Below are 13,951 nucleotides of genomic sequence, written 5' to 3'. Positions count from 1 at the left end.
TTATATTCCTCCAGTTTGACTAACGACTAGAATAATTAAAGCGATAAGGCTGCAAACAACTCCTGCTAACCAAAATACTGTAACTACTTTTTTTTCAGACCAACCTGACAATTCGAAATGATGATGTATGGGACTCATACGAAAGACTCGCTTGCCTGTTAACTTAAATGAAACCACTTGAATAATTACAGAACAGGCTTCAAGTACAAAAACGCCACCAACAATAACAAGTAATAGTTCCGTTTTTGTCATTACTGCCACAGCAGCCAAGGCTCCCCCTAAAGCCAATGAACCAGTATCCCCCATAAACACTTTGGCAGGATTTGCATTATATTTCAAAAAGCCAAGGCTTGCACCAGCTAATGCTACACAAAAAATAGCCAAGTCAGGTTTTGCAAAACTCATAGCAATAACCGCATATGCTACTGCTGCCACCGTAGTCGTTCCAGCGGCCAAACCATCAAGTCCGTCTGTAAGATTCACAGCATTGGTAGTACCTATCAAAACTAAAAAAATTAACACATAGTACAATGGTCCAAAATCAACAGTAAAGCCTAATAAAGGTATCCATACATCAGTACCCCGTCCCATATAATTAGTAACAATATACGCCAAGGCTACAGCCATAAAAATTTGCCCTAATAGTTTTTGCCTTGCTTTTAGTCCTAACGAACGTTTTAAGACAACTTTAATAAAATCGTCTAAAAAACCAATTAGCCCATGCCCAATTGTTACAAATAAGGCTAACCAAATTTCCGGGCTCTTACCACCATAAATAAGAACAGGAATAATAAGAGCGATTAAGATAATAATACCACCCATTGTCGGTGTACCAGCTTTAGCATAATGACTTTCAGGGCCTTCTTGTCTAATACTTTGCCCAAACTTCAACCTGCTAAGTACAGGAATTATCAGGGGTCCGATAATTAAAGCTATGATGAATGCCATCGCTGAAGCATATAACAACTCCTGCATATTCAACCTCCAAACCCTTCAGATCCTGTTTTAAAAATATCTTCGCTTAGCATCTTTGCATTCTTAAAACAGCTTTTTATAAGAACATATTAATAATCTTTTCCATTTTCATTCCTCTTGATCCTTTTATTAAGATCGTATCACCAGGCATAAGCAGCTTCTTTAATTCTGCTTGCGCTTGTTCATGATTAGAGCAGACCACAACCTGGCTTATACCGCAAGAACTCGCTTTATTAGCAATGCTGGCTGCTAACTCCCCAACTGTTACAACAATTTCAATCCCGCATTGAGCTAGTTTTTCCCCGATGGCTTCATGAGCAGATACTGCAATCTGTCCTAGTTCTAACATATCGCCAAGCACAGCCACTTTGCGACCTTTTGCAACTTCAAGCATTGTATCAATAGCGGCTACCATAGACATGGGGCTCGCATTATATGCATCATTCACAACCAAGTAATCACCTAATCTTTCAATGTGTAACCTCATAGGGCTAGCATTAAAAGCTCTAAATCCTGAAGAGATACTGTCAGCATTCATCCCTAATTCTATGCCCAGAGCAATTGCAGCTAAAGCATTATAAACATTATGTTTACCAGTCGTTGGTATGTCTACTGTAAAAACATCATTAGTCATGCGGCACACAAAATCTATACTCTGTGCTTTTATATGAATGTTATCAGCCTTAATATCGCCTTCTTGCAGCCCAAAAAATACAATACGACTCTTTGCTTTTTTGGCCTTTTCTCGCACATAAACATTATCACCATTTAATATCGACACACCATTTTCTGGTATTACTTCCAGTAATTCCGCTTTAGCAGCAGCAATCTCTTCCATGGATCCCAGCAATTCAAGATGAGTCTCACCAACATTTGTTATGATGGCGATTGTGGGCAATGCAATATTGGCTAATTGGCGGATTTGCCCCTTACCTCGCATCCCCATTTCCACCACTGCCACCTCATGTTCCTGTGTAAGCTGCAGCAGTGTCAAAGATAACCCGATTTCATTATTATAATTCGCCTCTGTTTTTAATACATGAAACTGATTGGATAAAACAGCCGCAGCCATATCTTTTGTAGTCGTCTTGCCATTGGATCCAGTAATCGCCACGACAGGAATAGTAAAGCGCTGGCGATGAAAACGTGCCAAATCTTGTAGCGCCAATAAAGAATCGGTAACGAATATAGCCGTAATCTGCTGGGGCAGTGTCATATCTTTATGGCTAAAAACAACACCAATTGCACCCTTTTCTATCGCTTGATGAATAAACTCATGTCCATCAAAATTTTCACCAATTAGCGGAATAAATAAGTCACCTTTTTGTACCGTACGCGTATCTGTGGAAACGCCTGTAAATCCCTTTGGTTGTGCAGAAACAATTAGCGTTCCTTTTGTAGCAAGACAAACTTCTTCAACTGTAAATCCCGCCATTATTTCATCTCCTTGATGATGGCTTTTACTACTTCTTTATCATCAAATGGAATGGTTCTATCTTTTAGAATCTGGTAGTTCTCATGTCCCTTACCAGCAATAATTACAATATCATCCGCTTCAGCTACATGCAGAGCACGCTCAATCGCTTGGCGTCTATCAATAATTTTCTCGTAAATCTTTCCTGATGTCAGTGACTCTTGAATACCTACTTCAATTTCACTCAAGATATTCTCAGGATCTTCCGTTCGAGGATTGTCAGATGTAGCAATTACAATATTGCCATATTGGACAGCTAAATTCCCCATAATTGGTCTTTTTGTCTTATCGCGATCACCACCACAACCAAAAACTACAATAATACGTTTTTTAGCAATTTGTTGGGCAGTCTTTAAAATATTTTCTAGCCCATCCGGCGTGTGAGCATAATCTACAATGATACTAAAAGGTTGCCCCCCGTCTACCAGCTCAAATCTGCCTGATACGCTTTGAAACGTTTCCAAAGCAGCTTTAATAATAGGAACATCAATACCCTCAGCCAAAGCTGCACCTACTGCCGATAAAACATTATATACATTAAACAATCCCGTTATTTTGAGTTGCAATGGCATAATGCCAAAAGAACCAATAATATCAAATTCCGCGCCTTTCGCTTGAATATTCGTATTTTTAGCCTGTAAATCCGCATAATTCTCAATACCGTATGTAATCGTGTTGCATCCTGTACGTTCTAATATAAATGCAGCAGCCTTATCATCTGTATTAATAATAGCTGTCTTGCCCTCTTTCTGATTATCCCTACTACTAAGTAATTGAAACAATCTTGTTTTCGCTTCTAAATACCTCTCAAAGGTTACATGAAAATCTAAATGATCGCGAGTCATATTCGTAAAGATACCGACATCAAATTCACAACCAGCCACTCGATTAAGAGCTAGAGCATGGGAAGACACTTCCATAACTACATAATCCATATTAGCCTCTGCCATCTCGGCTAACAGTCTTTGTAAATCAATCACATCAGGCGTAGTATTTTGAGTAGGTACTATTTTATCACCAATACTATTTTGAATCGTCCCGATTACTCCTACATGAAACCCAGCCTGTTGCAATATACTTCTGATTAAATAGGTGGTGGTAGTTTTACCATTTGTCCCCGTAACTCCAATCATGCGTAATTTGCAACTTGGATATTCAAAAAAATATGGAGCAATCTTTATCATCGCTTCTCGAGTATTCGCTACTTTTATGACTGTTAACCCCTGAGGAATGATATCAATATCTTTTTCAACCAAAACGGCTACTGCGCCTTGGTGATAGGCCTGCACAATATAGTCGTGACCATCTGTTTTAGCACCAGATAAACAAACAAATAAAGTTCCTGGTGTGATTTTACGAGAGTCCTGAGCTAAATCTGCAATTACTGTTTCTGCGACTTTCTCATTTCCGTCTATTATCGCATTTGGTAATAAATCAATTAATTCTTTCAATTTTTTTCCCATGAAAATACCTCCTATATGTCAACTATTATTACCATTGTTACCAATATTATCATAACCATGTGCAGATTACCATATCAGCAAACTTTCTATTACTTAAAATTACTTATTTATCCTTTTCAATACATACTTTTCTCTTTTTACTTTTAAAAAAGTTATTCAAAGAACATTGTAATTTCACTTCCAGGCAATACTTTAGTGCCTGCTAAAGGTTCTTGTTTTATCGCTTTTGTTCCCACTCCGATAGGCTTGATTCGTAGTCCCACCTCAGCTAATGTATCTGCCGCCTCACGCAGCGACTGTCCGGTACAATCAGGAACTGTAATCTCTCCTGCACCGTATCTTGGGGTCATCGTATATAATAAGACACTAGAATCTTTTGGCATGCGACTGCCCGGCTTTGGTATCTGATCTGCCACACGTTCACCGGTCTCCTCAACTCTTACAGATAAGCCTGATTTTTTCAGTTCCTGCGTTGCTTCTGCAACTAATAAGTTTATAACACTTGGCACAACTACGTGAGTTTCCTTTGTTGTATTTGCATCTGCTTCTGCAATTTTTGGTGCAATCTTTAAGTATTGTAAGACATCATTCATTATGCCAGTGAAAACAGGAGCTGCTATTTGGCCACCATAATATAAGCCTACAGGTTCATCAATGATGACAACCATTACAATCTGCGGCTTATCAGCTGGTGCAAACCCAACAAAAGAAGCGACGTATTTGCCTGGCATATATCCTCCGGCTCCGACTTTCTGAGCGGTACCAGTCTTACCTGCAATACGGAATCCTTCGATATAAGCATTCTTCCCTGTACCATTTGCTACAACACTCTCTAATACTTTTTTAACTTCCTGAGCAGTTGCCACATCAACAACTTGATTGATAATATCCGGGGTGAAACCACGAATGATTTCGCCATCTTTCCCTTTTACCTCTCGAACAATCTGGGGTCTAAGCCTCTGCCCGTCATTAGCCACTGCTGCTACTGCTGTTACTAACTGCAACGGCGTTACAGCTATACTTTGCCCCATAGACATAGTAGCAATATTAATCGGCTTAACCTGTGATTTCTCAATAACGATTCCTTTTGCTTCCCCTGGCAAATCAACATTCGTATGTTTTCCTAAACCAAAAGCAGTAAAATATTTGTAAAAAGAATCAACACCTAATCGAAGACCAACATTTACAAAACCTACATTACAAGAGTTTTCAACTACCTCTTGAAAGGTTTGGCTGCCATGCCCGCCATCTTTCCAGCAATGAATGGTTCGTCCCTGAACCTCTACAGATCCTGGATCAAAAAAACGTTCATTAAGACTCACTACTTTCTCCCCTAATGCTGCTGTTGTGGTAAGAATTTTAAAGGTAGATCCTGGCTCATAAGCATTAGAAACAGCAATATTTCTCCATAATTTTGGTGAAAATTCTGCAAAACGATTTGGATTATAATCCGGCCGATTCGCCAAGGCTAATATTTCCCCAGTACTAGGCTCTATAGCGATAATTGTAGCTGCCTGCGCCTTCGTGTCTTGCATTACTTTTTCAAGCTCACGTTCAATGATTTGTTGAATTACAATATCAATGGTTAGATAAATATTATGCCCTTCTACCGGCTTTATAAATTGATGAGATGCATAAGGTATTTCCTGACCTCGCGCATCATACTCCACCACTATGCTTCCGCTGCGTCCCTTCAAATAGCTGTCAAAAGTTAATTCTACTCCATCTAACCCTTGACTATCAATCCCCGTAAACCCCAGTATATGAGCTGCTAAATTATCATTAGGGTAATAACGCTGATTTTCCTGGGTCAATCCGATTCCTGGTAAATTAAGCATATGTACTTCTTTGGCGATTTCTCCATCTACTTTACGCTTCACCCAAGTAAACGCTTGACGTCTTTTCAATTTTGCCGCTAATTTATCCCTGTCTAACGTCAAAATAGCAGCCAATCTGGCTGCCGTTCCTTCTACATCTACTATTTCAGCTGGTATTGCGTATACAGATTCAGAACTTATACTGACACCAAGCTCTCTCCCATTACGATCAAAAATTGTACCACGCTTTGCCTCTACGGGAATATCTCTCACCCGCTGGTCGATAGCATTTTCTGTTAACCAATTGCTTCTGTAAAATTGGAGATACATTAGACGAAAACCAAGTCCTGACATAATTACCGCAATCAGTAGAAAAAGACAGGCCACCCTTTTCCTAATGGTAACATGTGATGATGACGCCAATGGGCACTCCCCCAATTTTTAATTATTGATTCTTACGATTTAGTAACATACTTACTATACTTTTTTCTCCTTCGGTATTCAAATTAGAACCTTTCGAAGAACTTTCCGCACAATATATATTTTGCGGCATTACCATACCTAGCTGAGTTGTAGCTATGCTCTGAATACGCTGCGGTGATTTTAATTTCGCAATATCTAATTGCAATAATTCGTTTTCTTTTTCCAGTTTAATGACTTCTACCTTCATTTGCACTAACTCATAACCAGAGCGTATAATTGCTTCGCTTGATGCAGTTAAAAACATGGCTGCTACTATAATCATAGTAACTGTTGTTAAGCATTTCACTCGTAGCGCAATATCAGGTTTTACTAAATACTTTTTTTTAATGGATGGGACTTCTGGTTGTTGATAAATATCCCAATCTTGTTTTTTATTTACTAACATGTATATTCCCCTTCCTTAAAATTAGAACAATTGTAGTTCCCATGATATTACACCAATTTTTATAAAATTATTTTTTCCGCTACGCGCAACTTAGCACTCCGCGCCCGTGGATTCTCTTCTAACTCATTCACTGATGGAGCAATCGGCTTACCTAAGATTTTAATCTGCGGTTTATTATTACACATACATATCGGCAATGCTTTTGGACAAATACATCCTTTTGCCATCAGCTGTAAAGTCTGCTTCGCAATCCGGTCTTCCAAGGAATGAAAAGTAATAATACACAATCTCCCGCCCAAAGCAAGTCTCTCTATGGAAGTAGTAAAAGCATCTTTTAAAATTCCTAGCTCATTGTTTACTTCAATACGTATAGCCTGAAACGTTCTTTTCGCTGGATGTGGTCCATCGCGCCTTGCTGCTGACGGAATAGCCCTTTTTATGATATCTACTAATTCTCCAGTAGTTTCTATCGCTTTACCACTTCGAAATTCAATGATAAACTTCGCAATTCTCTTGGCCCAACGCTCTTCTCCATAGGTAATAATAATATCTGCCAATTGATTTTCCGAATAATTATTCACAATATCATAAGCAGAAAAATCGCTATTCGGATTCATACGCATATCTAAAGGTGCATCTTGCATATAAGAAAATCCTCTTTCAGCGATATCTAGCTGATGTGACGATACCCCTAAGTCAAATAATATGCCGTCTACCTTATTTACTTTTAACTCATCTAAGACAAGTCCAATATTTTGAAAATTATTCTGTACGATATCGACTTTGCACTTAGCATTGGACAACTTAACTTTTCCCGTTTCTATCGCAACTGGATCTTGATCAATGCCAATAAATCGCCCCGATGCTCCCAATTGTTTGACAACATGTTCAGCATGTCCACTTCCACCTAATGTACAATCAACATAAATACCTTCAGGATTCGTTACCAATGCAGATACACTCTCTTTTAATAACACACTAACATGATGAAATTCCACAGTAGTCACTCACCCCATTCAAATTCATAAACACTATATTTTCACACTATATTCAACTTTATATACCTAAATCAACTAAACTTTCAGCAATTTGGGCTACTGTAGGAGCAATCTTTTCATTATAAGCATCCCAGCTGCTGCGATTCCAAATTTCAATGCGATTTGAAACGCCAATCACTATGACATCTTTATCAAGCTGGGCATATTCCCTAAGAGTGTTAGGCAGTAATATTCGCCCTTGTTTATCACAAGAAATCTCCGCTCCACCAGAAAAAAAGAATCGTACGAAGGCTCTGGCTTCAGGTTTTGCTAGAGGTAATTGCTTTAGCTTGCTTGCTAAAATATCCCATTCTTTTTTTTCATATATAAACAAACAATTATCAAGACCTTTGGTAACAATAAAATTTTCTCCCAACTCCTCACGGAACTTGGCAGGTAAAATGAGTCTTCCCTTATCATCAATAGTATGAAGGTACTCACCCATTAACATAATTTTACCACCACCATTTTGATTCCTCTACCACTTTTCACCACAATTACCCACTTTTAGTGTTCTATCTTTATAAAATAAAATCCTTCTTAATCCTTAAGGAATTCTTCACCATTTAAAAATAAAAGACAAAAGACCCATCATCAAAGTCTTTTGTCCTAGTTTATATCTGAAATATTTAATTTTTTATAATACCCAGTTCTTCTAAGACGGGTGCACCGTTTAAGCGAATGAAGAAACTTCGAAAAGTTTTTTGCCCTTTAAAAATAGGAATCCGCTGCAAAAGGAATACATCGCTATCAGCACCAACCTGCCCATATTCAATAGTGAATGCGGCCTTATATCCTGTTTTTCTCACCATGTCTTCAATTTCCCCATTATAAGTGCCAGTTGGATAGGCAAAATACTTAGGAGCCTTACCTAATTGCCGTGCTATTTCATCACGGGATTGGCTAAGTTCATCTAGAACTTGTTCCTTCGTAAGACTTGTAAGAGATTTATGATTTGCAGTATGAGAGCCAAAGATCATACCGTTTTGCTGCATTTCTTTTATTTGATCCCAAGTCATAAACCGCTCATCTTTACTAATAAAATTCGTAACAATAAAAATTGTTCCAGTAAAACCGTATTTTTTCATGATAGGATATGCATTTGTATAATTATCAAGATAGCCATCATCAAAGGTAATCAAAATCGGTTTGTCTGGCAATGGTTTACCCGATTTTAAATAAGCCATAAGTTGATCAGGAGTAATCGTATGATAACCATTTTGGTATAAATACTCCATTTGGTCTTCAAACTCTCGTGGTGAAACAGATAGAGCATGATTTAATATATCCACTTTATGATAATTTAAAATAGGTACTTCTTGAAGATTAATAGGATTGCTTTTATTATAGCTTGCTACTACTGAATGGGTACCGAATTTAGAAAGGGCAATCAAGAAAAATATAATTATTAACCCTATTACGATATTGATTTGCCCCTTTTTTATATTCAATTTTTGCCACCGCCTTTTATCATATGACCCCTGTTTTATCTTTATCTACAATATTCTACCTCTCTTTTGCAAAAAATACTAGCCTCTAGTTCGTATAAAATTTTATCATTTGCTAAAACTATGTATTAATAATTATGTTAATTAGGAGGTTGTTTTATGCTTATTACCGAAAATATGAGAATTTCAGAAGTCGTTGAACAATATCCCCAAACGGTTGCTATTTTTCGCGATCATGGTATGGGATGTTTTGGTTGTGCGGCTGCACGGTTTGAGAATATTGGACAAGGAGCAGCAGCTCACGGCATCGACATAACGACATTAATCAATGCTTTAAATAAAGCGATAGAAAATAACACTTCTGATTAAGACTTGGTACAATCCAAGTCATTTTTATAATATATTCAGTGTTTCTAACAAAACCACTAGTATCAAGCAAATTCCCTTTTAATTATGGAACAACAATAATATTTTTTGCTATTTCATAATCTAAAGCAATTTGTGTATATCCTATTTTTAATACATAGGCAGGATATGTTTGCAAAATTTCTATTTTCACCCCAGGCAATACCCCCAAAGCTGTTAGTTTGCGTAAATGATCCCCACTTGTTAATAATAAACGTACAACATGTACCATCGTATTCTTTTTACACCTAACAATTGGTATAAGGTGAGCCATATTGTCCACTCCCTTTATCAGACTAAAGGATATTTTCTACAAGTAAAGATTAAGAATCGGTAATATTTTAGAAAGCAGCAAACCTCCCATAAAAGCCAAAAAGATAATACTACATAACATTATAATTGAAATAAATACCCCTCGTTCTTTTATCATTACCGCTACTTGTGCAATACAAGGTACAAATAAGGTCAATGTTACACTAGCAATTAAAAGCTGCTCTTTACTTAAACTATGACTAGTAACCATTTCATATAATCCAGCAGCACCATAATCTCTGCGGAAAAACCCCAGTAGAAATGGTTGAGCTGTTTCAATTGGCAAACTAAGTGAGCTCATGACCGGCTGCATCGAATATATGATATAAGTTAGAACGCCAGTTCGATCACCAATCCATAAAACAATACTAGTTATTATGAAAATCGGCAGGATTTCTATAAAATACCACCACATACGAATAAGAGCCTTATGTAATACATTCGATAACATTGGCAGCCGCAAAGGTGGTATTTCCATATAAAATGAACTAGAATTGCCAGGTAACAAACTTCCTGACAGCCTTCCAACAATTCCAAAAATGAGGAGGATATAACACCCCCATATGGTTAGAGATAAAAACGAATCCGACAATAATGCTAATATAACACCAAGCTGTGCCGAACAAGGTATGGTTAAAGACAATAAGAAAGTAGCTAATATTCTTTCGCGGCGTGTTTCCAATGTTCGCGTTACCATAACTGCCATTGTGCCGCAGCCTAATCCCAAGGCGAAAGGAATTACAGCTCTACCATTTAATCCAATTTTTTTAAATATAAAATCCATTAACATGGCTAAGCGCGGTAAATATCCGCTATCTTCTAAAATGGCAAACATAAAGAAAAAGGTGCTAACAATCGGTAAAATAATAATAAATGCATAGCGAAACCCTAAAGTGAAAAAACCATATTTTCCCATTATTAATGATTGTAACCAATCCCAAGGTATATATTGATATACATAATATTCCATTAAAGGATTAATATAAGGAACAAAGAGATTCAGATCTAAATACTCAACTAAAAACCCAGCTCCAAATTTCCCTACAAATTGATAGATTCCAAAAAATATTACTAAACATAAAATAGGTATGCCTGTAACAGGCTCCCTAGTTAAACGGCTTAATGTTTCGCCCACGCCTCGCGAATATATCTTTCTTTCCTCCAGAACGGAGTCACAAATACGATCAATTGCACGCTGCCGCTCTACAGCTAGAATATATTCCATATCATATTGGTAATAAGAATTAAGCTTATTGACCTCTGCTAAGATTTCAGGAAATGCACGTTCCTTATGATTTGCCAATGCATACAATATTTTATCGCCTTGTATAAGTAAAAGAGCTGTCATGCGACGGGATAAGCCATACTCTCCTTTTATTTTAGCACTGATAGAATGAATAGCTTGTTCTATGTTAGGAGAATACAGTAAAGAAAAGCGAAGTTTGCCAGGCGAATACTGTTGAACTTCTTCTTTAATCTTTCCTAGACCAAGACCTTTTGTGGCAATGGTAGCAATAACTGGAATTCCCAAAATGTCAGATAAACACTCTAGTTTTAAAAAAATACCATTTTTCTTTGCTTCATCTATCAAATTTACAACTAATACAACTGGGAAACCCATATCAATGAGCTGCAGCGTAAGATGTAGCATTCTACGAATATTTTTAGCATCAATTACATGTAATACAATATCCGGCTTCTCCTGGCACAATAACATTCGTGATACTCGCTCTTCCTCTGTAATGGGTATAAGAGAGTACATACCTGGAGTATCGATAAATTCATATGCTTTTCCATTTATTTTGCTATACCCCCGAGAAATATCAACTGTGGTTCCTGGATAATTGGATACTGCCACATATTTACCAGTTAGGTAGTTAAATATTACACTTTTACCAACGTTAGGCGAACCAACTAAAACCACTTTTGCCAATAGTTCCGGCCCCCACTCTTAAAAATTATGTTGCTATTGTCTATTCCATCAGTAATATAATTAGAACAAAAAAAAACAACCAATAACAGCATTTACTGTTATTGGTTGTCCATTTTATAATACTGATGAAATTTTATCACTAATGGCAGCTTTCGGCATAAACCCTAATAATTTTTCCACCTTTTCTCCATCTTTAATTAGAATCATAGTGGGTAAACTCATTACACTATATTGTTGCGCTAGTGCTCTATTTTCATCTACACTAATCTTTACCACTTTAACCTTATCTCCCAGATCAGCAGCTAATTCGTCAAGTATTGGAGATAACTTCGTACAATGGCCACACCAAGGTGCCCAAAAATCTGCTAATACAGGTACTTTTGACTCCATTACTTCACTCTGAAAATTTTCCTCATTCACATGAATTACATTTGCCATTGATTATGCCTCCTTTCTCCTCATTTCTACCATGACGCATGCATGATGAATAACATTAAGTCCTAACTCTTCGGCTACGCGGATAACCTGGGGAGTATCTGCTCCAGGCTGCAACCAAACATTTTTTATACCAATTTCTGCACATTCATGCATGATTTTTTCGCCAATTTTAGGAGGTACTACTATATCTACAGCTTCTGGCTTTATTGGCAAATCCTTTAGTGTTGGATAACATTTTTGTCCAAGAATCTCTGCAACACCAGTATTAATAGGATAGACTTCAAATCCAGCCTCTAACATTACTTTGAAAATTTTGTATCCAAATTTTTCTTTATTATCGGTTGCTCCAACCACTGCCCAAGTTTTTAAGTTTAGCATAGTGTCAATGTTACTCAAATATTTACCTCCTTATATTAACTTTTTATTATATTATATTACCTTTGGGTATTTCTGGTCAACCTATGATTATTTTTCAAAAAATAAAGCGAATAAGGATAAACAAATTTCAATACCAATTAATATGATAACCGCCCATTCTAAACGAGTTCCCCTTCTGGAATGAGCCAACCCTGAAAAAACTTCTATAATATCCATCAATGTATCTATTTTATGACGAAGTTTTTCATAACGATCTGCTAATTCAAATAAGATGGTAAGTTCATCAAATAGTTCGCTAGCACCCTCATTATTCCAAGTAATTGCTGGTTTGTCCAATAACATAACATACGAAATGGTGCTTAACTTAAATTCTAAAATACTCGCTGACATTTTTGCTAGTTTTTCATCTGATACTGTTAACTCTCCTCGGTATAAATTATTCACAACTTCTTCAATCTCATCTAAAACCCGAGAAATATCAGCTTCAATCTTTTCTAAAGCTACGGATTTTGCCAATACGGTAGAAACAATATCAAATTGGTATTCAGCTATTTGTTTCGTAACCATATAATCATTATTGATAGCTGATTCACTTTCTGAGTTAATTTCAATCTTATATTCATCAACATACTTAAATGTATTTGTATCATGTATACCGCTTTCAATCGTTTTTAAATAATTAATAACATCCATTATTTCATGATATTGAAAGTTCAAAAATACAATACTGCCAAAATGGAATAAGTATACTCTTTTCATTTCTATTTCACGAACAATACCTTGTAATTCAGTACCTTTTAATATTAAATATTCTTCCCATTTTAATTTACGATTACTACCGAAATGTTGAGAAATTTTATTTAAATTAATTTCATTACTTAGAACAATTGCTTTAAACTCCGTTTCAGCCATGATCTCACTCTCCATTTGAGCTACTCCTGCCATTTTATCTCATGAATTATGTCACTCTTAAAACAACCTATATATTTAGTTATAATTGCTTTTCTCTGCGTATTAGGATATTTTATTAATAGATACTAACCATAAAGAGAGGTCTATTTATGAACATTCAAATCTTTGGTACAAAAAAATGCCAAAATACACGTAAAGCTGAACGATATTTTAAAGAACGAAAAATCCCCTATCAATTCATTGACTTAACTTTAAAGGCCTTAAGCAAAGGAGAGTTAAGTAGTATAAAAAGATTTATTGCTTTGAAGGACTTAATTAATACGGAAAGTAAAGAATATGAGGCAAGTAATTTAAGATATATCATCCATAATACAGAGGATATTTTATTGAACAATCCTTTATTACTTAAAACACCTATCGTAAGAAACACTTCTAAGGCTGCAACAATTGGATACTGTCCTGAGGTTTGGAAACAGTGGCAAGCTTAAACC

General features: G+C 36.5%; 15 protein-coding genes. 2 read left to right on the top strand and 13 right to left on the bottom strand.

Translation table 11 applies throughout. From position 1 onward, the window contains the following. From mraY to LMF89_RS06390, 8 genes are all read right to left on the bottom strand, one after another. Positions 1–975 (bottom strand): phospho-N-acetylmuramoyl-pentapeptide-transferase, encoded by a 975-nt coding sequence (gene mraY, locus LMF89_RS06425; RefSeq protein ID WP_229534400.1) that lies wholly within the window; start codon positions 973–975, stop codon positions 1–3. Positions 976–1,051: 76 nt separating this feature from the next. After that, positions 1,052–2,410, bottom strand: coding sequence for a UDP-N-acetylmuramoyl-tripeptide--D-alanyl-D-alanine ligase (locus LMF89_RS06420; RefSeq protein ID WP_229534399.1), 1,359 nt, complete (start codon positions 2,408–2,410; stop codon positions 1,052–1,054). Further along, on the bottom strand, positions 2,410–3,912 hold the full coding sequence (locus tag LMF89_RS06415) for a UDP-N-acetylmuramoyl-L-alanyl-D-glutamate--2,6-diaminopimelate ligase (protein ID WP_229534398.1): 1,503 nt from the start codon (positions 3,910–3,912) through the stop codon (positions 2,410–2,412). The genes LMF89_RS06420 and LMF89_RS06415 overlap by 1 nt, the downstream gene beginning before the upstream one ends. 152 nt (positions 3,913–4,064) lie before the next feature. Beyond that, entirely contained in the window at positions 4,065–6,152 is a 2,088-nt protein-coding gene (locus tag LMF89_RS06410; protein ID WP_229534397.1) for a stage V sporulation protein D, read from the bottom strand. Positions 6,153–6,174: 22 nt separating this feature from the next. After that, a complete protein-coding gene (locus LMF89_RS06405; protein ID WP_229534396.1) occupies positions 6,175–6,597 on the bottom strand; it encodes a septum formation initiator family protein in 423 nt (140 codons plus the stop codon). A gap of 59 nt (positions 6,598–6,656) precedes the next feature. Then, positions 6,657–7,595 carry a 16S rRNA (cytosine(1402)-N(4))-methyltransferase RsmH gene (rsmH, locus tag LMF89_RS06400; RefSeq protein WP_229534395.1) on the bottom strand — a complete coding sequence of 313 codons (939 nt, stop codon included), beginning with the start codon at positions 7,593–7,595 and terminating at the stop codon, positions 6,657–6,659. Positions 7,596–7,653: 58 nt separating this feature from the next. Then, positions 7,654–8,085 (bottom strand): division/cell wall cluster transcriptional repressor MraZ, encoded by a 432-nt coding sequence (mraZ, locus tag LMF89_RS06395; RefSeq protein WP_007953539.1) that lies wholly within the window; start codon positions 8,083–8,085, stop codon positions 7,654–7,656. 178 nt (positions 8,086–8,263) lie between these two features. After that, the gene (locus LMF89_RS06390) at positions 8,264–9,085 is read right to left on the bottom strand and encodes a polysaccharide deacetylase family protein (protein ID WP_229534394.1); all 822 of its coding nucleotides are present in this window, start codon (positions 9,083–9,085) and stop codon (positions 8,264–8,266) included. A 156-nt stretch (positions 9,086–9,241) separates the two neighbouring features. Between LMF89_RS06390 and LMF89_RS06385 the strand changes: the two genes are divergently transcribed. Next, positions 9,242–9,451, top strand: a complete 210-nt coding sequence (locus tag LMF89_RS06385) for a DUF1858 domain-containing protein (protein ID WP_229534393.1) — start codon at positions 9,242–9,244, stop codon at positions 9,449–9,451. 82 nt (positions 9,452–9,533) lie between these two features. Here LMF89_RS06385 and LMF89_RS06380 read toward each other — a convergent pair whose 3' ends face one another. The 5 genes from LMF89_RS06380 to LMF89_RS06360 all read right to left on the bottom strand — a co-directional run bounded on the left by LMF89_RS06380 (position 9,534) and on the right by LMF89_RS06360 (position 13,460). Continuing rightward, a complete protein-coding gene (locus LMF89_RS06380; RefSeq protein ID WP_229534392.1) occupies positions 9,534–9,761 on the bottom strand; it encodes a FeoA family protein in 228 nt (75 codons plus the stop codon). Between the two features lie 36 nt (positions 9,762–9,797). Beyond that, positions 9,798–11,723 (bottom strand): ferrous iron transport protein B, encoded by a 1,926-nt coding sequence (gene feoB, locus LMF89_RS06375; RefSeq protein ID WP_229534467.1) that lies wholly within the window; start codon positions 11,721–11,723, stop codon positions 9,798–9,800. Between the two features lie 123 nt (positions 11,724–11,846). After that, entirely contained in the window at positions 11,847–12,170 is a 324-nt protein-coding gene (gene trxA / locus LMF89_RS06370; RefSeq protein WP_007953553.1) for a thioredoxin, read from the bottom strand. 3 nt (positions 12,171–12,173) lie between these two features. Continuing rightward, the gene (locus LMF89_RS06365) at positions 12,174–12,566 is read right to left on the bottom strand and encodes a CoA-binding protein (protein ID WP_229534391.1); all 393 of its coding nucleotides are present in this window, start codon (positions 12,564–12,566) and stop codon (positions 12,174–12,176) included. 69 nt (positions 12,567–12,635) lie between these two features. Beyond that, positions 12,636–13,460 (bottom strand): RMD1 family protein, encoded by an 825-nt coding sequence (locus tag LMF89_RS06360; protein ID WP_369412565.1) that lies wholly within the window; start codon positions 13,458–13,460, stop codon positions 12,636–12,638. A gap of 149 nt (positions 13,461–13,609) precedes the next feature. Between LMF89_RS06360 and LMF89_RS06355 the strand changes: the two genes are divergently transcribed. Next, entirely contained in the window at positions 13,610–13,948 is a 339-nt protein-coding gene (locus LMF89_RS06355) for an arsenate reductase family protein (protein ID WP_007934789.1), read from the top strand. The last annotated feature ends 3 nt before the right edge of the window (positions 13,949–13,951 follow it).

The organism is Pelosinus baikalensis, assembly GCF_020819555.1.
GTDB classification, from domain to species: Bacteria; Bacillota; Negativicutes; order DSM-13327; family DSM-13327; genus Pelosinus; species Pelosinus baikalensis.
This window is presented reverse-complemented; position numbering and strand designations above follow the sequence as displayed.

What these genes read in the sequence shown, in the direction of transcription:
- mraY (WP_229534400.1), bottom strand. Translation starts at nt 975, where the DNA reads ATGCAGGAGTTGTTATATGCTTCAGCGATGGCATTCATCATAGCTTTA.
- trxA (WP_007953553.1), bottom strand. Translation starts at nt 12,170, where the DNA reads ATGGCAAATGTAATTCATGTGAATGAGGAAAATTTTCAGAGTGAAGTA.
- LMF89_RS06405 (WP_229534396.1), bottom strand. Translation starts at nt 6,597, where the DNA reads ATGTTAGTAAATAAAAAACAAGATTGGGATATTTATCAACAACCAGAA.
- LMF89_RS06380 (WP_229534392.1), bottom strand. Translation starts at nt 9,761, where the DNA reads ATGGCTCACCTTATACCAATTGTTAGGTGTAAAAAGAATACGATGGTA.
- LMF89_RS06360 (WP_369412565.1), bottom strand. Translation starts at nt 13,460, where the DNA reads ATGGCTGAAACGGAGTTTAAAGCAATTGTTCTAAGTAATGAAATTAAT.
- LMF89_RS06385 (WP_229534393.1), top strand. Translation starts at nt 9,242, where the DNA reads ATGCTTATTACCGAAAATATGAGAATTTCAGAAGTCGTTGAACAATAT.
- LMF89_RS06420 (WP_229534399.1), bottom strand. Translation starts at nt 2,410, where the DNA reads ATGGCGGGATTTACAGTTGAAGAAGTTTGTCTTGCTACAAAAGGAACG.
- LMF89_RS06415 (WP_229534398.1), bottom strand. Translation starts at nt 3,912, where the DNA reads ATGGGAAAAAAATTGAAAGAATTAATTGATTTATTACCAAATGCGATA.
- mraZ (WP_007953539.1), bottom strand. Translation starts at nt 8,085, where the DNA reads ATGTTAATGGGTGAGTACCTTCATACTATTGATGATAAGGGAAGACTC.
- LMF89_RS06355 (WP_007934789.1), top strand. Translation starts at nt 13,610, where the DNA reads ATGAACATTCAAATCTTTGGTACAAAAAAATGCCAAAATACACGTAAA.